The sequence below is a fragment of the Moorena sp. SIO3A2 genome, assembly GCF_010672265.1.
In the GTDB taxonomy this organism is placed as follows: domain Bacteria; phylum Cyanobacteriota; class Cyanobacteriia; order Cyanobacteriales; family Coleofasciculaceae; genus Moorena; species Moorena producens.
On the sequence record NZ_JAAHHC010000017.1, the window covers coordinates 84,504 to 108,643 of the forward strand.

Annotated in this window: 15 protein-coding genes; 11 read left to right on the plus strand and 4 right to left on the minus strand. The window is 43.4% G+C overall.

Annotated features, from left to right (window positions below; translation table 11 throughout):
• The first annotated feature begins 830 nt into the window (after positions 1–830).
• From F6K64_RS20285 to F6K64_RS20310, 6 genes are all read left to right on the plus strand, one after another.
• Positions 831–2,039, plus strand: a complete 1,209-nt coding sequence (locus F6K64_RS20285) for a response regulator (RefSeq protein WP_008180687.1) — start codon at positions 831–833, stop codon at positions 2,037–2,039.
• A 298-nt stretch (positions 2,040–2,337) separates the two neighbouring features.
• The gene (locus F6K64_RS20290; RefSeq protein ID WP_008180685.1) at positions 2,338–2,703 is read left to right on the plus strand and encodes a response regulator transcription factor; all 366 of its coding nucleotides are present in this window, start codon (positions 2,338–2,340) and stop codon (positions 2,701–2,703) included.
• A gap of 21 nt (positions 2,704–2,724) precedes the next feature.
• Positions 2,725–3,255, plus strand: a complete 531-nt coding sequence (locus tag F6K64_RS20295; protein ID WP_008180683.1) for a chemotaxis protein CheW — start codon at positions 2,725–2,727, stop codon at positions 3,253–3,255.
• 85 nt (positions 3,256–3,340) lie between these two features.
• On the plus strand, positions 3,341–6,400 hold the full coding sequence (locus F6K64_RS20300; RefSeq protein WP_008180681.1) for a methyl-accepting chemotaxis protein: 3,060 nt from the start codon (positions 3,341–3,343) through the stop codon (positions 6,398–6,400).
• A 7-nt stretch (positions 6,401–6,407) separates the two neighbouring features.
• Positions 6,408–7,190, plus strand: coding sequence for an MlaE family lipid ABC transporter permease subunit (locus F6K64_RS20305; protein ID WP_044492430.1), 783 nt, complete (start codon positions 6,408–6,410; stop codon positions 7,188–7,190).
• A 259-nt stretch (positions 7,191–7,449) separates the two neighbouring features.
• Positions 7,450–10,068 carry a M1 family metallopeptidase gene (locus F6K64_RS20310; RefSeq protein WP_008180678.1) on the plus strand — a complete coding sequence of 873 codons (2,619 nt, stop codon included), beginning with the start codon at positions 7,450–7,452 and terminating at the stop codon, positions 10,066–10,068.
• Between the two features lie 155 nt (positions 10,069–10,223).
• On the opposite strand, the gene F6K64_RS20315 is transcribed toward F6K64_RS20310, so the two are convergent.
• Together F6K64_RS20315 and F6K64_RS20320 are read right to left on the minus strand one after the other, a co-directional pair.
• Positions 10,224–11,297: an ATP-binding response regulator gene (locus tag F6K64_RS20315; protein WP_008180677.1), complete on the minus strand. Its 1,074-nt coding sequence runs from the start codon at positions 11,295–11,297 to the stop codon at positions 10,224–10,226.
• 169 nt (positions 11,298–11,466) lie between these two features.
• Positions 11,467–16,932 (minus strand): PAS domain S-box protein, encoded by a 5,466-nt coding sequence (locus F6K64_RS20320; protein ID WP_287266186.1) that lies wholly within the window; start codon positions 16,930–16,932, stop codon positions 11,467–11,469.
• A 324-nt stretch (positions 16,933–17,256) separates the two neighbouring features.
• Between F6K64_RS20320 and F6K64_RS20325 the strand changes: the two genes are divergently transcribed.
• The 4 genes from F6K64_RS20325 to F6K64_RS20340 all read left to right on the plus strand — a co-directional run bounded on the left by F6K64_RS20325 (position 17,257) and on the right by F6K64_RS20340 (position 20,507).
• Positions 17,257–17,391, plus strand: a complete 135-nt coding sequence (locus F6K64_RS20325) for a hypothetical protein (protein WP_287266188.1) — start codon at positions 17,257–17,259, stop codon at positions 17,389–17,391.
• 391 nt (positions 17,392–17,782) lie between these two features.
• The gene (locus F6K64_RS20330; RefSeq protein ID WP_287266191.1) at positions 17,783–19,504 is read left to right on the plus strand and encodes an ABC1 kinase family protein; all 1,722 of its coding nucleotides are present in this window, start codon (positions 17,783–17,785) and stop codon (positions 19,502–19,504) included.
• Between the two features lie 464 nt (positions 19,505–19,968).
• Entirely contained in the window at positions 19,969–20,343 is a 375-nt protein-coding gene (locus tag F6K64_RS20335) for a hypothetical protein (RefSeq protein WP_287252723.1), read from the plus strand.
• On the plus strand, positions 20,340–20,507 hold the full coding sequence (locus F6K64_RS20340; protein ID WP_287252720.1) for a hypothetical protein: 168 nt from the start codon (positions 20,340–20,342) through the stop codon (positions 20,505–20,507). Before F6K64_RS20335 ends, F6K64_RS20340 begins: the two co-directional genes overlap by 4 nt.
• A gap of 380 nt (positions 20,508–20,887) precedes the next feature.
• On the opposite strand, the gene F6K64_RS20345 is transcribed toward F6K64_RS20340, so the two are convergent.
• Positions 20,888–21,871, minus strand: coding sequence for a YkvA family protein (locus tag F6K64_RS20345; RefSeq protein WP_287263304.1), 984 nt, complete (start codon positions 21,869–21,871; stop codon positions 20,888–20,890).
• A gap of 448 nt (positions 21,872–22,319) precedes the next feature.
• Positions 22,320–22,409, minus strand: coding sequence for a helix-turn-helix domain-containing protein (locus F6K64_RS20350; RefSeq protein WP_287252716.1), 90 nt, complete (start codon positions 22,407–22,409; stop codon positions 22,320–22,322).
• Here F6K64_RS20350 and F6K64_RS20355 point away from each other — a divergent pair.
• Positions 22,408–24,126, plus strand: a complete 1,719-nt coding sequence (locus tag F6K64_RS20355; RefSeq protein ID WP_287266194.1) for an alpha/beta hydrolase — start codon at positions 22,408–22,410, stop codon at positions 24,124–24,126. The two genes, F6K64_RS20350 and F6K64_RS20355, sit on opposite strands and share 2 nt — an antisense overlap.
• Positions 24,127–24,140 lie beyond the last annotated feature (14 nt).

Genomic DNA, 24,140 nt, shown 5'->3' on the forward strand with positions numbered 1-24,140 from the left:
GTCTGTCTCGGTGTGGCCAGATCGGGTGTCACTTCACTCCTGAAGGGGTCGGGTTTTCACCGCCATCCAAACAGTCAGTTAGGTTTGAAGGTTTTTTAGTCCTTCTTTCCCCCAGCTCATACCCCTTATGTAATAAGGCTCTTAGCTGGAACGAGCCGCACTTCAATGAAGCTTTTACCTGAGAGTCTGACGTTTATGAACCGACTACAAAGGATTTATAGGTTAATTTTCCCAATCGTAGAGAGGTCGTGCCTCAGGGTTGCTCAGAATCTTTTCTCTCCTTTGCCGTACCGCTCAAGATGATGCGATTATATCACATTTTGGAGCTCCTAACCCCCACCTGAACGAGGTGAAAGAAGTTACCGTAAGACAGTTGAGCGATAGGCGCGACAGCCTGTGAGTCATAAGTTTAAGTTATATGAAATAAGGCGAGCCTGTCTAAGGTTTCGTCTCCGGGGAATGCGTCGCTCATTTTTTTTCAAATAAATATACTTAATTTATATGCTTATATGCTATCCAATGGTGTTTAAAGTCCTAACCTATAACCTTAGACATCTTAGCTTAATTTTCCAGTAACCGTCAAAATCCCACTCTTACCGCTAATCAGGTACTTCGCTCATGCTTAGCTGTCTCCAGCCATGGTAAGCTTCGACCAGTTGGCTTACAGAAGTCATTCCTTACCAACTCATTTTTGGGGATATTTTCAGTGTACAGTTAAGCCATTTCTTGAGCAAAGATAGATCAGTACCAGTGTATGGGCATCCTTTAACTCAATGACAGGTCATAATCTCAGATACATCAACAGGTTGTTAGGAGCACATTGTCTTTAAATGCAGGGAACTTTGAGTGAAATTGATATCCGTAGCATCCTGCAACTGATCGAGCTAGGTCAGCGAACCGGGGAACTCTTAGTCGAGGCATACAGCCCTCACCCTAGTAGCAAGGCTAGCAATAGTGGCAGCAATCGTTTTACCTCAGCTAGACTTTACCAGCAGCCAAAACTACCAAGTCCGCGTCCGTATTGGTTTGTATTCTTCCTGAATGGCCAGATTGCCTATGCTGCTGACAGCGATGGGAGCTTGACGCGCCTGCATGATTATCTACGCCGCTATAAAGCCAATGATGCTCTCGATAAATTGGAAAGTCTGTCGATTGCGGCTACCAATGCTCTAGAGTATGGTTACCTTTGGGCTTTGTTAGAAAAGCATGTGATCACACCAAACCAAGGGCGAAGCATCATTCAAAGCATGGTTAATGAAACCCTTTTTGATTTGCTGAGCCTTCACCATGGCTACTTTGTATTTGAAATTGGTCCGGCATTAGCACCGCAACTTACTACCTTAGAAATAGAACCATTGGTCAGAGAGATGATGAAGCAGGTGCAGGAGTGGAAGCAATTGTGCCCTCATATCCAATCTCCCCATCAGTGTCCAATGATTACTGCCCATGACCAGTTACAGGCTACACTGCCGGAAAAATCCTTTAGACTCATAAGCAGTTGGGTAGATGGCAAAACTTCTCTACGCCAGTTGTCCCGTTATCTCCATCGCGACCTAATCACCGTAGCTCGGGCTATTCATCCCTATGTACAACAGGGGTCAATCCAAATGGTGACCCCCAAAGAAGCAGATACGCCAGCCATTGAAGAGCAATGGGAGTTCAAGAAAGTTACACGATCTGTTGTCTGTGTTGATGATGATCTCGCAGTTGGAAAAGCTGTGGAATATACCCTAGAAGCCAAAGGTTATAAAGTCACAGCAATACAGAAGCCCCTAAAGGCTCTGAGTCAGGTTTTCCAACTCCAACCCGATCTCATCCTCTGTGACCTAGTAATGCCCGACCTAGATGGTTATGAGCTTTGTGGCATGTTACGCCAATCCACAGCATTTCGGCAAACCCCCATCATCATGCTCACAGGCAAAGATGGCTTTATTGATCGGGTCAGAGCGCGAATGGTAGGTGCAACTGACTACTTAACCAAGCCCTTCGGAGATCATGAGTTATTGATGCTTTTGGAGAAATACATTTGGTCGAGGTGATCTAGAACAATACCAAGGTAGTAATGCCCTGAGCAAAGAATTAGATCAAGGGGAGAATATTGCTCTGTCAGCCTTTGAGTTATTAATAGAGGCGTCTAACCTATCAGTTAATTAACCAACACTATCCTAATTAAACCCACTGGTCAAGCTAGGAGCTTCCACAAATTCAAGAAAAATATAGTCTTTCTTGCTATCACCACCGATAGATGAGGGATACTGTAATCATGATTTAATTTATAGACCCAAATCGGGCTGTGGTTTAATTTCACGACCTTTCCCGAGGGTCGAGCTAGGAGTTATGAGTAAAGTTTTAGTTGTAGAAGACAGCCTTGCTCAACGGCAGATGATCTCAGACCTCCTTAAAGGTAGTGGTTTGAAGGTGGATGTTGCCAGTGATGGTGTTGAGGCTTTAGAACATATTTTAGAGTCTTGTCCAGATGTAGTTGTCTTGGATATAGTGATGCCACGCATGAATGGCTATGAGGTCTGTCGGCGTCTTAAGGCTGACCCCAAAACTCAGAATGTGCCAGTGGTGATGTGTTCTTCAAAAGGTGAAGAATTTGACCGCTATTGGGGCATGAGGCAAGGTGCAGATGCATACATTGCGAAGCCTTTTCAGCCAACGGAGTTGATTGGAACAGTTAGACAGCTACTCAGAAGATAAATATATTGGTATTTGACGGGAATGGTTGCTAATTCGGACTTTGTAACTGACTCGGCTCTTGAACAAGCCCCAGAATTGCAGGAATTGGAAAGTCCTGAAGGCGAACTATACCTGCGATTTTATCTGCCATCTGGTGATGAATTTGCTCTGCCGGCTACTGGTATCAAAGAGGTAATTGACCCCTCCCCTGAACAAATTACTCCTATTCCTAATGCTTCCCCTTTATTGTTGGGGACCTTCAATCGACGTGGACGGGTAATTTGGGTCTCAGATCTGGGTCAGTTTCTGGGGGATAAAACGGTTTTAAATACAGACCGTATAGAAATCCCTGTTATTGCTATTGAAGATCAAGACACTATGCTGGGGTTGGCAGTTCAACAAATTGTCTGTACAGACTGGCTGGATGTGGAAAAGTTACATATGCCTACCAATGTTGCCGATAGTATGACTCCTTTCTTACGCGGTGAGTGGTTGCTAGACATTGAGTCTAATCAGGTTCTGCGACTACTTGATCATGTGGCGATTATACGCTCAGCAAGGTGGGCAGCCTAAAAATAATTATTAAAAATTGAACATTAAAAATTAGTTGGATTAATTATTATTAAATATTAATTTTTAATGCTTCGGGAGGAGGTAAATGGCATCCAGTATAAATTACCCCCAGCTGTATGGGGAAGCCGAAAAAGCCTATATGCAGGGCAAATACCAAGAAGCGGCAACACTCGTTGATCGTTTGATTGAGGATTTCCCCAATGAACCCAGTGCGCTGCTACTGCGGGGTCATATTTACTGCTATGGTCTACAGCAGTACGATTTGGCTCGGCAACAGTATGAATCAGTACTCAATCTGACCTCTGAGCCGGATTTTGTTAATTATGCCAATAACGGTCTAGAGTACGCCCAGCAATCCACAAATGGTCATCAAGATCCTGGGTTATCACCTGATGATGTCAATACATCACAGGTGAAACTAGATGAGACTGAGGAGTTGAGTGCAGAACCCACAGAAGGAAATTGGCAAGACTTCGCTGATTTTAATGATATCAGTGAATTTGACCCGGAAAGCTTAAGTTTTGATAACACAGGGGTTGATGATTTTGCTTCAGAATCCACCTCACCCTTTAAGGAGTCTTTTCAAGATTCCACTAGTGATAGTGATGAAGGAGCCATAGAGTTACAGTCTGCTGATAATCTAGACCCTTTTAGTATGGTCAGTGACTTAGAAGAAGACAGTGAGGATTTAGAGAGTTGGGAAATTGGCTCTGATTTAGAACTCGATGTTAATGCTGTCAGTAGTCAGACTTGTTACAATGGCACAGAAGGACACTTTCCTGAACTCTCTCAAGAGGAGGGTCTACAAACATTTATGGTGTCTCCTGAGGAGAATTTAGACGAAGAGCTCTCTTATGGTTCAGAACAGTTAACTAGTGAATCTAGCACAGTTGAGTTTAACGTCCTGGCTGAAGAAGAATTAGAGTCTCTGGCAGATTACGAGTTTAGTGATCTCGAGGAGCAATCAAAGAATTCCTTTGTTGAAGCCGCAACCCTGTTAATGAATTCACCAGAGCTTGAGGGGAATTTTTCCCCGACTCCAAGTTCTGATCCTACCCCGACTACCGAAGAAAATTATTCCAGGACCGAGCAGTCTTTGGAAACAGAGAAACCAACTTCTGGGGATACTCAAGCCTATGCTGACAATCAAGAGGACTTAGAATATCTCAATCAGGCTCCTGACTCTACTGAACCCTATTTATCGGGAAACTATGGCTCGGATGAGCAACTTTTGGACTCAGCTTATGAACACAATGGGTTAAACTCTCCAAGCCCAGACCAAATTAATTTGGAATCCTTTGATGATGATTCTTGGACAATGGATGATGTAACGGAATCAGAAGAGGAAATCTTGTCAGGAATTGAAGCACATCAAGGGGTAAAAGAGGGTTTTTTAGATGAGTTTGACCTATTTGATGATGATTTAGATTCAATCCCTGATTTCTCTGTTGATGATCAGCAACCACTGTCCAATGAGAGTGATGACAATAGTGATTTTGATGTATTAAGCACTACTGGCTCAACACTGGGAAGTACTGGGTCAATGGAGATGAACACCAGTGGTGTTAGTGCTGTACCCAGTCATGATTATCCGTCAGCCACTGGGAATGAGGAGCTATTTAGCCTTAGTAGTGCCACCGAGCCAATCCCTATTTATAATCCCACTAAAGACATTGACAAAGAGCTGGTTGTTAGTATTGACCAAGGTCGACTAGCTCCCATAGAAAACGCTCCTGTCAACCAGAAGAATTGGATGACTGCCTTGATTACTGGCGCGGTCTCAATGGTGGTGGTAGCGGGGGTGAGTGCTGGAGCACAATACATGGTTAGAGATAATCCATCCTTCAAAAACCACGTGCGAAATACTAGTATTATGATGACCCTAGCCGCTGGTGTTGCCAGTTTTGGTACTACTCTGGCTGTGGGAAATATTACAGCTAGGCAGATTAGACGTAGTACCGAAAACCTGAAAACCCAGTTTGAAGGAGTCTCTCAGGGTAATCTCAATGCCCATGCTACGATCTATTCCCAGGACGAATTGGGTCAGTTAGCCCATAGTTTCAACCAAATGGCTAGAGTCATCTTGACAACGATGACGGAAGCACAACGAAAGGCAGAAGAGCAAGAACAGGCAAAAGAAGACCTCCAACGCCAGGTAATTCGATTGCTTGATGATGTGGAAGGGGCAGCACGGGGGGATTTAACGGTACAAGCAGAGGTAACTGCGGATGTGTTGGGGGCAGTTGCTGATTCCTTCAACCTGACCATTCAAAACCTACGGGAAATTGTACAACAAGTCAAGCAGGCAGTCCGTCAGGTGACCAAATGTTCCACCGATAGTGAGTCCTTTGCCCGTAGCTTGTCTTCTGATGCTTTACGGCAAGCTGAGGAACTGGCGGTGACCCTGAACTCTGTACAGGTGATGACCGATGCTATTCAGCGGGTGGCAGAGAGTGCAAGAGAAGCTGAGGAAGTTGCCCGCTCAGCCTCGGCTACTGCTCTCAAAGGTGGTGAGGCTGTGGAGCGCACTGTGGCAGGAATTTTGCAAATTCGTGAGACTGTAGCAGAAACGACTCGTAAAGTCAAGCGTTTGGCAGAATCTTCCCAGGAAATTTCTAAAATTGTTACATCGATTTCTACCATTGCCTCCCGAACGAATTTGTTAGCACTCAATGCTAGTATTGAGGCGGCAAGAGCTGGAGAAGCTGGTCGAGGCTTTGCTGTTGTTGCGGATGAGGTACGACAGCTCGCTGATAAGTCAGCCAAGGCACTCAAGGATATTGAACATATTGTCTTGCAAATCCAGAGTGAAACCGGTTCAGTTATGACAGCTATGGAAGAAGGCACCCAACAGGTGATTGAAGGTACTAAACGAGCAGAACAAGCCAAGCGATCGCTAGAAGATATTGTGCAAGTGGCAAACCGGATCGATGCTTTAGTACGTGCCATCACTGCGGATACTATCGAGCAAACTGAAACATCCCGTGCTGTTGCCCAAGTGATGCAATCCGTTGAGTTAACTGCTCAAGAAACCTCCCAAGAAGCCCAAAGGGTTTCTGGAGCTTTGCAAAACTTGGTGGGTGTGGCGGGAGAGTTGCGGACATTTGTTGAGCGTTTCCGTGTGGAAGCGAATGATGGGAAATGATCGACTAATGGCTAAAACTACCAGCCTCGGGTTATGGAGTCAGCGTTTACTGGCGGCGATTTTCTTAGCTGGGCAAGTGATACTTCATCTACTGACTGGGAAGATTCACCGCCGCAATACTATCGAGCAAATGGTAACCGTTGGACCAGAGTCTCTGATAATTGCTTTGCTCACTGCTACTGTAATCGGTATGGTGTTTACCATTCAGGTAACACGAGAGTTCATTAATTTTGGTGCCACGAATGCCATTGGGGGAGTCTTGGCTCTAGCTTTGGCTAGGGAATTGGCTCCGGTGTTGACTGCTGTGGTTTTGGCAGGACGAGTTGGTTCGGCATTTGCTGCAGAAATTGGTACGATGCGCGTTTCAGAGCAAATTGATGCTTTGTATATGCTCAAGACTGACCCGATTGATTACTTAGTGATTCCTCGGGTTATTGCTTGTTGTCTGATGCTGCCAGTGTTGACCATTCTCGCAATTGTGACTGGTATGGTAGGAGGAGTGGTACTGGCTCAAAATCTTTATGGTATTCCCCAGTCTGTGTTTCTTGATTCCGCTCGTAACTTCCTAGGAATTTGGGACTTGTTCTCTGCTGCTATTAAATCTTTAGTGTTTGGGCTGTTGATTGCTGTGATTGGTTGTAGCTGGGGGTTAACCACTACAGGAGGGGCTAAGGGTGTGGGTCAATCTACCACCACTGCTGTGGTTACTGCTTTGCTAGCAATTTTTATTAGCAACTTTTTATTATCATGGTTGATGTTCCAAGGGATGGGTAGTGCGGTGATCAGCTGAATAGCTTGTTGATCGTTCATTGTTAATTGCCCAAAAGCAATCCGTTAACAGACACTCACAAACCAGTAATCTTCCCTCAAGGTCTGTAGCTGTTCAAAATTCCCTAAAACCTGACCTGATCAGGATTAATCGACAGATCAGTTAATTTAGAATAGATCAATCGCACTTTGTGTAGCGGTCGATTCCTTTTCCTTTCGGAAACTTCCAAGAGCTCCACTTAACCCTATTGTCCACACTGTTCAGTTTTACAACTTCACTAATGTCCCAGTCGTATTTTGATACCGAAAGCAAAACTCACAAGTCGTTTGAATTACCTGGTGCTAGACCCCAATACAATCCTGACCGCCCAGGACAAGTGGAGCATATTTTCCTGGATTTAACTCTGGATATCCCCCTCCAAAGGGTTAGCGGTACCTGCACCATCACCCTCAAACCAATACGCAATGGCATTAAACAGCTAGTACTTGATGCGGTCAACTTGACTATCGCCTCAGTGCAGGTTGACCAAATCCCCCAGCCCTTTGACTATGACGGGGAACAACTACAGATCCACCTACTTAACCCCGCTGTTGTTGGAAAAGCGATTAAGATTGCGATCGCATACAGTGTAGACAACCCCCAGCGGGGTATTTACTTCATTCATCCAAACCAGCACTACCCCAACAAACCTACCCAAGTTTGGACCCAAGGAGAAGATGAAGACTCTCGCTTCTGGTTCCCTTGTTTCGATTATCCTGGTCAACTTGCTACCTCCGAAATCCGCGTTAGATTGCCAAAACCCCTGATTGCTATCTCCAACGGGGAACTAATTGCTACAGAAGAAGACGGCAATGAAACGATATACCACTGGCGGCAGCAAGAAGTTCATCCCACTTACCTGATGACTCTAGCCGTAGGGGACTTTGCGGAAATTCGGGATGAATGGCAGGGCAAACCAGTAAACTACTACGTGGAGAAGGGGCGAGAGGAGGATGCTCGCCGCAGCATGGGCAAAACTCCTGGAATGATAGAGTTCTTGAGTGAAACCTTTGCCTATCCCTACCCCTATCCGAAATACGCCCAAGTCTGTGTAGATGACTTCATCTTTGGTGGCATGGAAAACACCTCCACCACTCTGTTAACAGACCGTTGCTTGGTCGATGAACGAGCAGCTATCGATAACCAACGGACTGAAAGCCTTGTGGTTCACGAACTTGCTCATCAGTGGTTTGGGGACTTAGTGGTGATTAAACACTGGTCCCATGCCTGGATTAAGGAAGGCATGGCATCCTACACAGAAGTGTTTTGGACCGAAAATGAGTATGGTAAAGATGATGCTGCCTACTACCTACTCAATGAAGCACGCAGTTATATATCAGAAGATAGTTCCCGTTACCGCCGCCCCATGGTTACCCATGTCTATCGAGAAGCTATTGAACTCTACGATAGGCACCTTTATGAAAAAGGTGCTTGCGTCTATCATATGATTCGGGCAGAGTTAGGGGAAGACTTGTTCTGGAAAGCAATCCAAACCTTTGTTCAAGATAATGCTCACAAAACCGTAGAAACCATTGACCTGCTAAGGGCGATTGAAAAAGCTACCGGTCGTAATCTGTTATTCCTATTTGACCAGTACGTCTTCCGGGGGGGTCATCCTGATTACAAAGTTGCCTATTCCTGGGATGGGGATAGCCAGTTGGCTAAACTGACAGTAACCCAAACTCAGGCAAAAGATAGTAAAACGGGTAGCGATAGTGAGCTATTTGACCTGAAAATCCCGATTGCCTTTGGTTACACCCAGCTCGAAGACGATTCTCCTGTGAAAACCTCTAATGAAACCTGTCTACAGAAATTTACGGTCAGGGTTCATGAACGGGAACAAAGTTTCTATTTCCCACTGGCGAAAAAACCTAACTTAATTAGCTTCGACCACGGGAATAATTACCTGAAAACCGTTTCCCTAGAATACCCAATAGCCGAACTCAAAGCCCAGCTGAAATTTGACCCAGACCCCATCTCCCGTATCTATGCAGGGAAAGCCTTGGCGAAAAAGGGAGGATTAGAAGCAGTACAAGCATTGTCTGATGCCCTTACTAGTGACTCATTCTGGGGTGTTCGTTTAGAAATAGCCAAACAATTAGCTAAGGTAAAACTAGATCAAGCTGAAGCCGCCTTAATTGCTGGCTTGTCCGCTCAAAATCCCCGTGTGCGTCGTGCCGTTGTCCAAGCCTTGGGTGACGTGAAGACTCCAGAAAGCTACAATGCTCTCAAGCAATTACTAGAAAAAGGGGATGCCAGCTACTACGTAGAAGCTTCAGCAGCCAGGTCACTTGGGGGAATGGTTTCGGCAAGCCTTAAGGATAGAGAAGATGAAGTAATCCAATTGCTCACAAAAGTACTTCAAGAACGGAGTGGTTGGAATGAAGTAGTACGTAGCGGTGCCATTGGTGGCTTAAGTCAAATTAAATCTTCACCTATTGCCTTAGACGTAATTTTAGAATATACCACTCCTGGCATACCTCAACCCCTTCGTATAACAGCGATTCGAGCTTTAGGAGAGATTTCTACAGGTCAGACTCCCAATAAAATAGAGTCGATCCTGGAGCAATTAGAAGAACTGTCCCGTGAAACCTTCTATTTGACTCAAGTGACCATAGTTGGTGCCCTAGGAAAAATGGAAACTCCGAAAGCCATGGATATTTTGCGATCGCTTTTAGAGCATACTCCTGATGGGCGAATTCGTCGCATTGCAGAAGAAGCCATTCAGAAAGTCCAGAAAACCATTGGCTCTGACAAAGCCATTAAACAGCTACGGGACGAACTTGACAAACTTAAAAAAGATAATCAGGAACTCAAAAGCCGCCTGGAAAACTTGGAAGCCAAATCTAATCAAGCATGAAGTCTTTCTTTTACAGCTTCTAATTAAATTTCGTAAGCATTCAGCTCTCAGCTCTCAGCTCTCAGCTCTCAGCTCTCAGCTCTCAGCTCTCAGCTCTCAGCCAAAGGCCAAGGCTGACGGCTGACCGCTGACCGCTGAATGCTTACAATTTCTACTTAAATTTCTACAGTAAACACTGACCCTGATGGTTGATTATTTTCTACAAATATTCTACCACCATGGGCTTCAACTGCCATTTTACAGAACGTTAATCCCAGACCAGTTTGATAAATTCCAGTCATTAAATTTCCCACATCGTACTTATCAAAAATACGTTTTCGCAATTCTTCATTAATCCCAGGTCCAGAATCAGCAATGCGAATTATAGCTTGGGGTTCGGGATATACTGGATAATCTACTTGCAGTATAATTTTACTTTGTGAAGGAGAAAATTTGATGGCATTTGAGAGCAAGTTATCTAAGACACGCCGGATTAAATTAGCATCAATTAAAAGAGTATTACTGGATTCTGGTATATCGCTAACTAGCTGAATGTTTTTCTCGTGAGCAATGGCTTGGAAATCTAAGACTACCTCTTGTTCGAGTGCATTGAAATCCACCAAGTCTCGATGAAGGGTAAGTTTTCCCGATTGTAACTTCGCCATCATCAATAAGTTATCCGTCATTGAGCGCAGCTGGAGAGCTGATTTCAAGATTTGTTCAGTCTTTCTTTGCTGTTTTTCTTTGAGTTCAGTTTGCTGCAAAATCTCACAAGATATGATAATATTAGCCAAAGGATGTCTCAAATCATGCACGATCATATGAGACATATCTTCCCTCAGCTGTAGAGTAGCAGCTAGTTCATCATGTTGTTTTTTAATCCGCAACATCGAACGCACTCTAGATCGCAGTTCGATTCCACTAACAGGTTTACCTAGGAAATCATCGGCTCCTGCATCCAGGCATCGGGCAAGATCTTCCTTAGAATTGAGAGCCGTTACGATAATAATCGGGATATGGTGCCACTTTGGGTGAGACTTAATCCGATGGCAAACCTCTATACCATCAAGTTCTGGCATCATTACGTCCAATAAGATTACGTCCGGTTGAATTTTTTCTAGACCGTTTAATGCCTCTTGACCACAAGAGGCATAGCTCAAGTTGTAACCTTCCTTGAATAGCAGAGCCTCAATGACATCAAACCCACAGGGTTCATCATCAACTACTAGTATAGAGTTTTGACTATCCATCAATAACACCCTTTATGCGCTTGAATAGTTCACCATATTAAATATAGATATCTGGGATTTATTTTGGCTAATATAAATTATTATACCATTAATTTATATACGATTGATTAGTATGTTTAAACCTACTTGGGACTGATAAATAATGACTAATCACGCTAATCACGAATAACTAATTACTAACTAATTGCAAATCCTTAACCTCTACATGAACATACTGTTGAATAGTACTGACCAAGTTTTTCAGACTCACTGGTTTAGAGATGTATTCGTCCGCGCCAGCTCCTAGACATTTCTCCTTATCCCCTGGCATCGCCAGTGCTGTTACGGCAATAATCGGAATTTCTCTAGTCTTCTGATTGTCTCGAATTCGCTTAATCGCTTCAATACCGTCCATATCTGGCATCTGAATATCCATCATAATCAGCTGTGGGTGGTACTCTTTAGCCTGGCTAATCGCTTCCCAGCCATTCTTGGCTAATATCAACCGATAGCCTTTGCTGAGCAAGTAATCCCAAATCGTCTTAATGTTAGTTTCATTATCCTCTGCAATTAAGATTAACGGTGACTCTGGAGCTGTTTGAGGCATAACCACCAGAGCAGTTTCAGCATGGTTGACTGACTCTGGTGTTTCTAAACGACCCAAAATTTTGCTAATTGTTGAGCGCAACAGTTGGCGGGAGACTGGTTTAACCAGATATTCAGAAGCACCCATCTCCAACGCTTGCGATCGCTCATCCACTACAGAAAGAATCATCACTGGGATGTGTTGGGTTTGGGGATGAGCTTTTAGCTGAGCCAAAACCTTCCAGCCAGACACCTTCGGCAATTGCAAATCTAGAATAATCACCCCTGGGTTGACCTGTATAACCTGCTCGAGTGCTCCTTCTCCTTCAGGGTAAGTCAAGGTTTGTAGCCCTATTTCCCTGATATAGCGAGAAATGACTTCAGCTGCAGTAATAGAGTCTTCGATGATCAGCACTTGGGGATTGGAGATGGCGGATTGAGTAAATTGGCTTAGGTCTCCCAAATCACTCTGGTATTCTCCGTTTGGCTCACCGCTTTGTTTAATCGGCAGAGTTACTCTGAAGCAACTACCTTGACCCACTTCACTCTCGACATCTACCCTACCCCCGTGAATTTCTATGGTTCGTTGCACCAAAGCCAAACCCAAACCTGTACCGGCGTAGCGACGGGACAGACGGCTGTCAATTTGAACGAAGGATTGGAATAGCTTAGGCATATTTTCTTTAGCAATGCCAATACCAGTATCCATGACACTAAAACAAATAGTATTTCTTAATAAGTCTTCCTCAGCTTTTAAAATAACGCTTCCTCCAGTTGGGGTAAACTTCACAGCATTGCTGAGCAAATTGATTAGAACTTGTCGGATACGTCGCTCATCCACTTCTATTTCCCATAGTTTCTCAGTTACCTGAGAAGTCAGCTTAATATTTTTGTGATGGGCTTGGTTTCTAACAAACATTAAGCTGGAATTGCAGAGTTTTTGGAGGGAAACAGCACAGATGTGGAGTTCCATCTTTCCAGATTCAATTTTGGCAAGGTCAAGCAGATCATTGATTAGTTCTAGCAAATGTTGACCACTGCCCTGAATTGTACCGAGAGACTTACGCTGCCTATCTGTAATGGAACCATACACTTCCTCTTGCAAAGCTTCTGATAAACCAAGAATAGCGTTGAGGGGAGTACGTAATTCATGACTCATGCTAGCAAGAAACTCATCTTTGAGACGAGTAGCCCGTTCTAACTGGGCATTAGCCATAGCCAGTCTTTGATGATTTTGCTGCATCTGCTCTTCAGCCTGTTTGCGCTGTGTAATATCTCGACAGACACGGATTAAACCACCATCCTCAAGTAACGTTAGAGAAAATTCCTCAGCAAATGTGCTACCATCCTTGCGCACAGCCGTGGCTTCTCCACTCCATTTTCCTGTTTTAAACAATTGAGGAAAAACTGACTTCTCAATACGCTCAATTTCTTCTGGTGGATAAATTATATGCCATTGCCGACCCACTAGTTCATTCGGTTGAGTGTAGCCAAACAATTCCAGGTGAGTCTGATTGAGGTAAAAGTATTCACCTGCAGGATTAACTAATGCTATGCCATCAGTAGCTGCTTCGAGAGCTGTTAACTGACTGTTGAGAGCTTCTTCTGCTTTTTTACGCTCTGAAATATCGGTGTGAGAACCTGCTATGCGATAAGGCTTACCTGTTTTATCCCACAGCGCCGCTCCACGAGTCAGCAGCCAACGGTAGGTGCCATCTTTGTGTAAAGCACGGAACTCTTCTTGATACTGAAAAAGCTTCCCCTCTAGGTAATTATTAAAACTGAGTAAGGTTTGCTCTAGGTCGTCTGGGTGAATAATCTGTGTCCAGGATTCAAAGGTATTGGTAATTTCATCATCTTTATACCCCAACATACTCTTCCAACGAGGGGATAAATACATTTCACCAGTTTGGAGATTGCAATCCCAAATCCCGTCGTTGACTCCTTCTACAGCTAAGGCAAATCGCTCTTTACTATCCTGAAGTTCCTGCTGAGCCTGTTTTCGTTGTTCTTCTACACCAATAGCGCTGGCAATCAGGTTCAGCAGTTGTTTGTCTTCTGTACTTGGTTCTACCTGCTGCTGATACAAAACACACAGGGAACCCATTACCTTTTTGTTCCATTTGACCGCAATACCGATGTAAGTAAACAGATTATAAGCCGTAATGTTGGGATCAGTTTGAGCATAAGCTGTATTCTGGAGATCCTGCTTAACCACTGACTCATCAGTTCCTTGTCGAATCACGTCATAGCAAATACGTCCTTTGGCGCTATCCATAGTCGGGTAATCTGGCGGGACTTGCCACTGTCCTAATGTCACCAGTTGATTGTATTCCAGGCAATTATAGAGAGCGAAACTAGCATTGAGTAATTGTCCACAAACGGCTACCAGATGATTAATATTTTTGTCGGGATTGCTACCAAAATCAAGAAAACATTCATTAAGTTTTGCTAGTCGGTCTTCAAATTGCTTCCGATGAGTTAAATCTCGAATAACCCCCACAATATAGGGATTATTTTGGGAATCTAAGAAACGAGTTTTTTTGGTAGAAATAAAATGAATGATACCGTTAGCATCAGTAAAGTATTCTTCATTTTCATTAACCACACCATTTTTGATGACGAGTTGATCAGTTTTTCTAAAAACCTCAGCTTCTTCTGAGACGAAAAATTCATAATCGTCATGACCTAATAGTTGCTCTCTAGAATATCCGATAAACTCACAAAAGCTATCATTAAAAAATTTCCAATTATAATGTCTATCTTTTACAAAAATTGGATCAGATACTGCATTAATTATGTTCGTGATAAAGTCTTTGGTTGCTGCCAGTTCTGTGTTAGCAACTTCCAGTTCCAAAGCATGATTACTCAACTCTTGATTGAGCTGAGTAACTTGGGCTTCTACTTGCTTTCTCTGGGTGATATCTCGGAAATACCAGATTCTAGTATAGTAATCACTAGCTTCAGACACCACAGAGCCACAGTAACGGTCAAAAATCCGACCATCATTCAAGTAAATTTCATCACGACTTACTTCGCTGGGATGTTCACACAGATACTTCAGCCTGTGGATAAATTCTTTAGGTTTATTTACCTTAGATACCACACTTTTTAAAAGTTTTTGGTCATCACCAGAGTTGAGAATCTCTTCTGGGATATTCCACATCTGACCAAAACGCCGATTATGCCATAGTATTTTTTGGTTTTTGTCAATAACTAATATACCATCAATTGATGCCTCTTGTTGGGCTTTTAACAGAAAATTAGTTCGTTTTAGTAAATTTTCTCCCTGTTTACGATCGGTAATATCGCGAGCAATAACACAGTTATATTCTTGAGCATTAAACTGTAAATAATTAACCCCCATTTCTACAGGAAATTCCTGGCCGTCTTTAGTGCGATGCACTGAATCTTGCTTAAAATAACCTCGCTGTTTGAGGTTTGCCCAAAACCGCGACCAGTTATCTTTTGATAGTAAGGGTTCGATATCATAAACGTGCAACCTCAGTAGTTCTTCACGGGAGTAGCCAAGGAAATGACAAGCAGCTTCATTGACATAACAAAATCGGCCATCCTGTTTTGATAAAAAAACTGCATCCCCTACCCGATCCAGAGAAAACTCGATCAGCTTTAGTGTTTCCACAGTCAGGAGACGTTCTGCAATTTCTTGCTGCAATTGAGTGTTTAGTCGTGATTGCTCAGCTGCATAACGTTCCCTTTGCTTAAAAGCAGCCAACAGAGTGTCAGCCATACGATTGAAATTGATACTAAGTTTCCCTACTTCATCTTTCGTGCACACTTCGACTCGTGCTTCCAAATTTCCAGCAGCAAATTCTTGGGTAGTTTTTTGTAGTTGTTTGACTGGTTTAGCAATTGATCTTCCAAGCAAGATAGCCAAGAATACATCTGCGATTAAGGCTATAGCAAGGACGATCAGCTCAAGTTCTAAATTATCTCTAAGGAATTGATTGAAGCAGTATTCAGTAGTTCCTCTGACTAACACTATTGTGGCTTCACTATCAAAATTAGTTAGCGCTTTAGCGACTATAATGTAAGATTGTTTACCCAAGGTTTGCCGTGTGTAAACTACCTCTGATGTTTGGGCAACTGCTTTCTCCAACAGGGACCCGTCTACTAAATCTAAACTCGATTCTCCTTGCTCTAAATCTTTAACATCACTGTTATCTAAAGTAGCAGTGGCTAAGTTAAATTCCCCCGAACTCTGGCGATAATAGATTGCACTATAGCCTTTGTCAACCCCCTGCAGGGTGTTGTGAACTATGGGCAATTTGCCATTGACCAAATCACCAGACACCAAGACAGCTACTATATTTCCAGTCTCTGGGTTCTTGACTGGAGTGAGTGTGTAACGAATTAGGGCGTCTTGTTCAACAAAACCATTCGGTAACTCAGGTGACTCCTTAGCTAACTCAACCCAGCTGACAATTTGACTGCTCCCAATCGCCGTTTGATCCTGGAAAACTTGACTGACTAATTGATTAGGATTAAAGCTCTCTCCTGTCCGGTCAGCGTTGGCATTAGCAATAATCTTCCCATTGGTACCTACTAAAGTCCCATATTCAATGTTGCGGGCTTTAATTTCGTTCCTCAGTACCCGTCTGACTTCCGCCTTGAGGGCTGGTTTTATGGGCTGACCAGAATGATAAGCGATCGCAGCAGCAATGATGGCAGCATTATCGGCTTGACCACGGAAGCCCAGCTTAGTTTGCTCAATTTGAGAATTGTAGTTGCTCTCGGTGAGTGCTAATTCAGACTGAGCTTGGTCTCGTAGTTCGATTTGCCCTCCTATTAGCATCATTGAAGCAGCGACGCCGAAGAATCCAATCAGAGAAATTAGCTCAGAGGCAAACAAACCAGTAAGCAGCTTACTACTTAGTGGTAAGTTATAAAACCACTGTAGGCAGCCTAACCGAATGTCTTGGGAAGGGTTAGGGACAGATGGAGAATCTTGCATAATCCAGGGGAAGTTGCTTACTGGCAAAGCATTTTCGTGCGTCTGTAACTGACATCCAATTCGGTAGTGCCGATTTAGTCCGGGCAATCGCGGCATAGTGTAGATAAATCAACGTAGATAAATCAACAGATTGCCCATACTTGTTGGCTACGATACCACCGCAATCGATATGACACCATTGTTGCTTTGTTGATTTAGCCCCGTCATGGAGGATTCTGCTGAAGTTTTAATTTAAAGACTGTCGGTGATAACACGCAAATAACAGCTGAAATCTGAAGCTAGAGCCTCGGTTAATATAATAATAGAAGTTGACAAATTTTTAAATATATGCATCTGAAAAAATTTATTACACAAGACTAGTACACCTTGCAAGTACACCTTGCTAGAAATTTGTGACCAGTTCCTCAGGTGCGACCCGTGATGGCGAACGCGCCCCGCGTGACCTACGGTCAAGGGATTGGGAGCCATCACGGAAAGCGCACCTTTGAAGATGACCAGATCTCGGAATTAGGGGATGAGGGGGTAATTTTGACTGGTCAGTTATTTGGAGCGTAATCTACTAAATTGACCATAATTGACCATCGGAAGTTCAGGAAATGGGCAAGTTTCTGGTGTAGGTTTCTATGGGACTCTCAATTGTCCTGGTCGCAAAACCTGCCCTAAACCCTCTATTGGACTTAAACTGAGTTCTTGCACCATTGTCATTGTCTTGATAATAGCGAGTGGGGGAAACCCCCGCAGCACCTCTGCATCGCTAATCCTAGGGTGGGCAGTGCCTACCAACGTGGTTTGCAAGCTTCATTATCTGTCTGATGCACTGCCCACCCTACATGAACTATTGGACTTAAATACCGACTTATTGTATATGTACAAGTGTATACTTATTTAATAAAAAGCAAAAAATAGATAAAAAACTATAAATTTATTAGAGAGGCCTATACTCAGCGTGAGTCAGCATCAACTTGTATCTCCTCAACAGCGGTCTAATGAACCCCAAAGGTACTATGATCCACAAGCGATCGCGCGCTACTACCGTTCCAGACCTTGGGTAGTGATTTGGCGTTGCCTGAGGATTGTCTGGGGTTTCGGTAGCTTTGTTTTTAGTCTTAAGTTAGACCAATGGGGCAAGCGGACTGAGCAGAATAAGTTAAAACGAGCCACACAGCTGCGGAAACTTCTGACTAACCTCGGTCCAAGCTTTATTAAAGTCGGACAAGCTCTTTCCACCCGCCCTGACTTGATTCGGCAAGATTTTCTAGATGAACTGATCAAACTACAAGACCAGCTACCTCCTTTTGACAATGCGATCGCATTGTCCCAGATCGAGCAAGAGTTAGGGCGCTCCATCCAAACACTCTTTAGCCAAATTTCCCCAAAACCTGTAGCAGCCGCTAGTCTCGGTCAAGTCTATCGGGCTAAACTCCACACCGGTGAAGAGGTGGCGGTTAAGGTACAACGTCCTAATTTACGCCCTATCCTCACCCTAGATCTTTATTTGATGCGGTGGGCAGCTAGCTGGCTCGCACCCTGGTTACCACTCAATCTCGGTCATGACCTAACTTTGATTGTAGATGAATTTGGTACTAAGCTCTTTGAGGAAATTAATTATCTCAATGAAGGTCGCAATGCCGAACGATTTGCTCTAAATTTCCAAGACGACCCTACTGTGAAGGTTCCAGCAATATACTGGCGCTACAGCAGTCTCCGTGTCCTTACCCTAGAGTGGATTGATGGCTTCAAGTTAACAGACACAGAACGTATTGAAGCCTTAGGACTAGACAGGGCAACCTTGATTAAAACTGGTGTCACCTCTGGTTTGCGTCAGTTGTTAGAGCATGGCTTTTTCCATGCTGATCCTCATCCAGGTAACTTATTTGCCCTTGCGGATGGGCGCATGGGCTATATTGACTTTGGCATGATGGATCAGTTAGATCAAGACACCAAAGAAACTCTTGTCAGCTGTGTTGTTGATCTAATTAATAAAGATTATCAATCATTAGCTCAGGCTTTTGTTAAATTAGGTTTCTTAGCACCCAACACAGATATCCAGCCGATTATCCCAGCCTTAGAAGCTGTCTTGGGACAAGCAATTGGTGAAAGTGTCGGAGATTTCAACTTCAAGACGATCACAGATCAGTTCTCAGAGTTGATGTACGACTATCCTTTCCGGGTACCAGCCAAGTTTTCCTTAATTATTCGTTCTCTGGTGACTCAGGAAGGACTGGCACTAACCTTAGATCCCAACTTCAAAATTGTCGAGGTTTCCTACCCCTATGTAGCTCAGCGTCTGCTTACCGGTGAAACCCCACAAATGCGGCGGCGTTTGATTGAGGTGTTGTTCAAAGACGGTAAATTCCAGTGGGAACGACTGGAAAATATGATTGCGATCGCACGCTCTGATCAGAACTTTGATTTGCTACCAACCGCTCAACTTGGTTTGCAGTATCTCTTGTCTGAGGAAGGTCAGTTTCTGCGACGTGAACTGTTGTTAGCGTTAACCGAAGATGACCAACTCCATGGAGCAGAAATTCAGAGTCTGTGGAATTTAGTCAAAGATGATTTACCACCAGAACGTTTATTCAATGTAGCTTTGAATGCACTAAGTACTATTTCCAGTGACGGGATTGGGTCTATTTTACCCAAAGCTCCTGCTGTGAGTACCAAATAGTGTGTCAGAGCAACTGGCCGATAAGGAATATCCTTATCGTAACTACTGACTCCTGGCTATTCACTACTTGTTGTTATTTAATTAGCGCTTCCAAACGTTATAGGATTTGGTGGGTTACAGCCCGAAAAAAAATCAATGCTGCGCTTAACCCACCCTAGGAAACTATAAGATTATATTCAGCATTCAGCTATCAGCATTCAGCTATCAGCATTCAGCTATCAGCATTCAGCTATCAGCATTCAGCTATCAGCATATGCGCTACGCGCAGGCTACGCCAACAGCTAATGGGCTACGGGAACAGCTATTGAATAAAACAGGATTGTGAGAATTTTTGATTCCCTATTCCCTACTCCCTATTCCCTATTCCCTATTCCCTATTCCCTGTTCCCTTTGCTATTGGATAAGGTGTCATTCTTTGTCATAATCTTCACAGGCAGTAAAACCATGAAGATTAGGAGTTATTTGTGTATAATTTTTGGCCAGACCCACCGTATTTTTTGTTAATTTTTGGTTTGTTTGCTGGGATTACCTGTGGGCTAGCTTTTGAAGCTACACTCAAAGAAAAAGTACAGGAATGGTATAAGACCAAATCCAGTCAAACCCTGGCTGAAATTAAAGGAATCCAGTTACTGCTCCCATTTGTGGGAATTGCTGTTGGGATTTGCCTGTTTCTAGCCTCTGGGTTAGGAATTTTTGCCTTGCCCTATTGGCTGTGTTACTCAATCTCCATACCTATGACCTTATTTATTAGTGGGCTAGTTTGGTCACAACTCGGTAACGTGTTGATTCAGTTAGAGCGAGGTGGCTCCAAAGCTCTAGATTTAGATTCCTGGGAGTGAATAGAAACAGGCTAATCAGCTATCAGCTATTAGCTATCAGCTATCAGCTATCAGCTATCAGCTATCAGCTATCAGCTATCAGCTATCAGCTATCAGCTTATGCGCCTAGCGTATATGCTGATATGGGCAAATCCCCAGACTTTCAATTCTCATTAATCTCTTAATATTAAGGATTTTAAGCTGACAGCTGACTGCTGACAGCTGACCGCTGACAGCTAAATGCTTACCTATTCCCTACTCCCTACTGCCTACTCCCGACTCCCTAAAATATAAATTTATAATCCTCTTATTTATTAAAAAATCCATAGAATAATATTTAACATTACTAATACAAGCAACAGTAAGCCATTTATGATTAAATCATGACGACTTTCGTGGAGCTTTTTACCTAAAACTAGGCTGCCGCGCTCAAGAAAGTATTTTTTCATAAACCCTGGAACTTTTTCATAGTATGGCTTATACTTGAGCAGATTAATGATTAGCTGTATTAAGCCATAAGTAGTCAGAATAAATAGGGTAATTCGGTACCAGGAATAGAGGTTAATCATGTCTGACTAAGGATATATTTTACCAAAATAGCGATAATTGCTGCTGCAATGCTGCCGATTAAACTGATTCTGACAATCCGATTATACTTGCGGACTTGTATCTCGGCCATCTTTTCTGCCTGTCTTTCCATATAATTTTCTAGTTCCTGAGCTAGGGTGGAAACTACGGCAATGATCAGCGCTGCATCATCAGCTAATCCAGCAACGGGAATTACGTCTGGAACAGCATCAAAGGGGGATATTAAATAGATTAAGGCTGCGATCGCTAAAGCTTTTCCCTTCCAAGCGGCATTAGGATCCCGGACCATTTTAGCTAAAGCTTGAATTTTCGGCCAAATTTCTTTAATTGGTCCCCGGTTCATCCGTTCTAAGTTCTGGTCAATTTTTTGGATGTCTTCTGGCTTGGTATTTTGGAGCAATTTGTGAAATATTTCTTTTATCCTCCCCCGGTTCATCTGATCCAAGCTCTGGTCAATTTTCTGGATGTCATTGGGGGAGATATTTTTTTGTAATTTTTCCAGTAGTGTTCTAATCTTGCCAGGGTTGCTTGCTGGTGAGTTTTCCGACAGTTGGGAGATTTCTTGTTCAGTGCTAGATTTTTGAAATTTGCTGAGTATCCCTGTAATCTTGCCTCTAATTTTGCCAGGGTTGGTTGGTGCTGAGTTTTGAGACAGTTGGGGGATGTCTGGTTCAGTGGTAGATTTTTGAAATTTGCTGAGTATCCCTCTAATGCTACCTCTAATTTTGCCAGGGTTGCTTGGTTCTGGATTGCTTACCGTTACTGGGGTGTCCTTAGGAGTTCCTGGTTTGGGTAATTTGCTCAGTAGTGACTGAATTCGCCCAGGGGGTTTTTGTTCTAAGGTCTGGTCGAGTTGTTCTAAAGTCTGGTCGAGGGAGTCGAGGGATTGGATATCCTCTGGTTTTTCCTCTGGTTTTTCCTGTTTTTGAAATCGCCGAAGTAGTCTTTCCCGTAAACCCATTACTATCAACCTTTTTATATACGAGGATTTATCTGTTTTAATTGTTATAGCAATTGTCTTTACCATGAGGGACAAAGTGGTCCCCCTAAATCCCCCTTAAAAAGGGGGACTTTGAGCTTGATAAGCGTACCTCATAAATGCAATAAACACTATATAGCAATTCTATATCCCATGAGGTACAAAGTGATCCCCCTAAATCCCCCTTAAAAAGGGGGACTTTGAGCTTGATAAGCGTACCTCATAAATGCAATAAACACTATAACTAGTATAATGACATTTATGGTAAGCTTATTGCTAAATGGCTAGGGCGTGTCTTCAAACTCCGAGATCCCCCTAAATCCCCCTTAAAAAAGGGGGACTTTGAGTATGGCTCCCCCCTTATTAAGGGGGGCTGGGGGGGATCTAATATCTTGCGGAAAGCTTTGAAAACACGCCCTAGTCCCCAGTTTTAGACCCATCTACAATAACCAGCATGTTGTGCCATCAGGGTTTTCTGTTGGTTGTTGAGTTTCAGTGTGGTCTTGAGAGCTTTGTACATGTTTAATGATATTGTTACAGGTTTTCCGTTAACTATTACCAACTCCCCTGGTCTTTCCCGAGCAGCTAAAGTGACTACCCAATCCTTTCATTCTAACCCACTGCGCCAGTGGTTAACTCGCTTTTCCCTATCCCTAGGCTTGAGTCTAGTATCTACATTCAGTGCAATTCCTGCCCTAGGAGCAGAGCGAATTACTTTCTTTGTTTCTCCCTTTGGACAATTTAATATTGGAATTGAAGACTTGGAAATTTTTGCTAAAGATGGCACAATGACCAGGCAATTTGCCTATTATGCCAACTTTGCTACACCAATACAATTAGCAACACTGCGGATTCTACTAAACAGTCGATTTAATATTTCTCCCAGATATGTTTATTTGTTCACTCGCTTACCGGTGGGTAAAACCTTACTGCGCCGATTGGGGAATGTAATAAAAGCAGATTTCAATCGCAATGGTTTCTATCCCTTACGGGGTGCTTTAATTTCGGCAGCCTCTGATCCAGAAGGCTTGAGCGTTATTAATGTATTGCGTAAATTTTCCCTAGAAACTATTTACCTGGATGTGGAACTAATTTCTGATGTTACTGATGAGATATCACGGCTATTTGTGGTAAATGATGTTGTATTTGGTGCCATTAAAAATCAGGCACAAATACAGGGAGAAGGCTCAACATCGTTTGATTTTTCAGCACAAGCAGATCTCAGGAATCCTGGAGGAATAGGTTGGCGTAAAGAAAGCTTTGAGGTTTATAACTCTGAGCGTCAAGCTTCGTTTCCCGTTGATATTTATCTACCTAGGTCTTCAGACCAAGAAGGAATAAGAGGCTCGATTCCAACTCTGGTTATTTCCCATGGTTTGGCTTCTGACCGCAATACCTTTGCCTATCTAGCACAACATTTAGCATCTTACGGTTTTGCAGTTGCGGTCCCGGAGCACATTGGTACTAGTTCCGAACGCATTAATCAAATCTTTGCTGGCTTCGCAACTCCCCTCAATCCTACTGCGATCATCCATCGTCCTTTGGATGTAAAGTATTTGTTAGATGAACTTTCGGCTAAAGCTAATTCTGACCCGAGTAAGTTTGGTAGGCTCAATCTAGAAGAGGTGGGAGTAATTGGTCAATCCTTCGGAGGCTATACTGTTCTTGCTCTAGGAGGGGCTAAACTCAATTTTGAACAGCTTACTAGTGACTGCGATACTGCTCGACAGAACAATTTATCCTTAGATGTATCCCTGCTACTCCAGTGTCGAGGTACTCAACTATCCCCAGAAGACTATAATTTGGCAGACGAACGGGTAAAAGCAGTGATTGCTGTTAATCCGCTCAGCAACCCGATCTTTGGTGAATCTGGGATGTCACAAATTCAGGTTCCGGTCATGATGGTCTCAAGTATCAGAGACATCTTTGCGCCACCTGTAGAACAACAAATTACCCCCTTCAGCTGGCTAACTACCCCAGAAAAATATCTAGTGGTGACAGAAGCAGGTACTCACTTTTCCTACCTGGGTGGGGCAGGAGAGGGTGTCTTACCGGTTCCACCTGAATTGATTGGGCCAGATCCTGCGATCGCTCGTCCTTACCTGATGGCACTTAGTACCGCTTTTTTCAAAACCTATATTGCTAAACAACCCCAATATGCTTCCTATCTCAGTGAGTCCTATGTCAAAGAGATTAGTCAAGACCCATTTAATCTGTTTCTGCTCAAGTCCTTTTAATTCCCCCGGTCTCC

Coding starts and splice junctions, on each gene's coding strand:
- F6K64_RS20285 (WP_008180687.1), top strand. CDS start 831: ATGCAGGGAACTTTGAGTGAAATTGATATCCGTAGCATCCTGCAACTG.
- F6K64_RS20290 (WP_008180685.1), top strand. CDS start 2,338: ATGAGTAAAGTTTTAGTTGTAGAAGACAGCCTTGCTCAACGGCAGATG.
- F6K64_RS20295 (WP_008180683.1), top strand. CDS start 2,725: ATGGTTGCTAATTCGGACTTTGTAACTGACTCGGCTCTTGAACAAGCC.
- F6K64_RS20300 (WP_008180681.1), top strand. CDS start 3,341: ATGGCATCCAGTATAAATTACCCCCAGCTGTATGGGGAAGCCGAAAAA.
- F6K64_RS20305 (WP_044492430.1), top strand. CDS start 6,408: ATGGCTAAAACTACCAGCCTCGGGTTATGGAGTCAGCGTTTACTGGCG.
- F6K64_RS20310 (WP_008180678.1), top strand. CDS start 7,450: ATGTCCCAGTCGTATTTTGATACCGAAAGCAAAACTCACAAGTCGTTT.
- F6K64_RS20315 (WP_008180677.1), bottom strand. CDS start 11,297: ATGGATAGTCAAAACTCTATACTAGTAGTTGATGATGAACCCTGTGGG.
- F6K64_RS20320 (WP_287266186.1), bottom strand. CDS start 16,932: ATGCCGCGATTGCCCGGACTAAATCGGCACTACCGAATTGGATGTCAG.
- F6K64_RS20325 (WP_287266188.1), top strand. CDS start 17,257: ATGGCGAACGCGCCCCGCGTGACCTACGGTCAAGGGATTGGGAGCCAT.
- F6K64_RS20345 (WP_287263304.1), bottom strand. CDS start 21,871: ATGGGTTTACGGGAAAGACTACTTCGGCGATTTCAAAAACAGGAAAAA.
- F6K64_RS20355 (WP_287266194.1), top strand. CDS start 22,408: ATGTTTAATGATATTGTTACAGGTTTTCCGTTAACTATTACCAACTCC.
- F6K64_RS20350 (WP_287252716.1), bottom strand. CDS start 22,409: ATGTACAAAGCTCTCAAGACCACACTGAAACTCAACAACCAACAGAAA.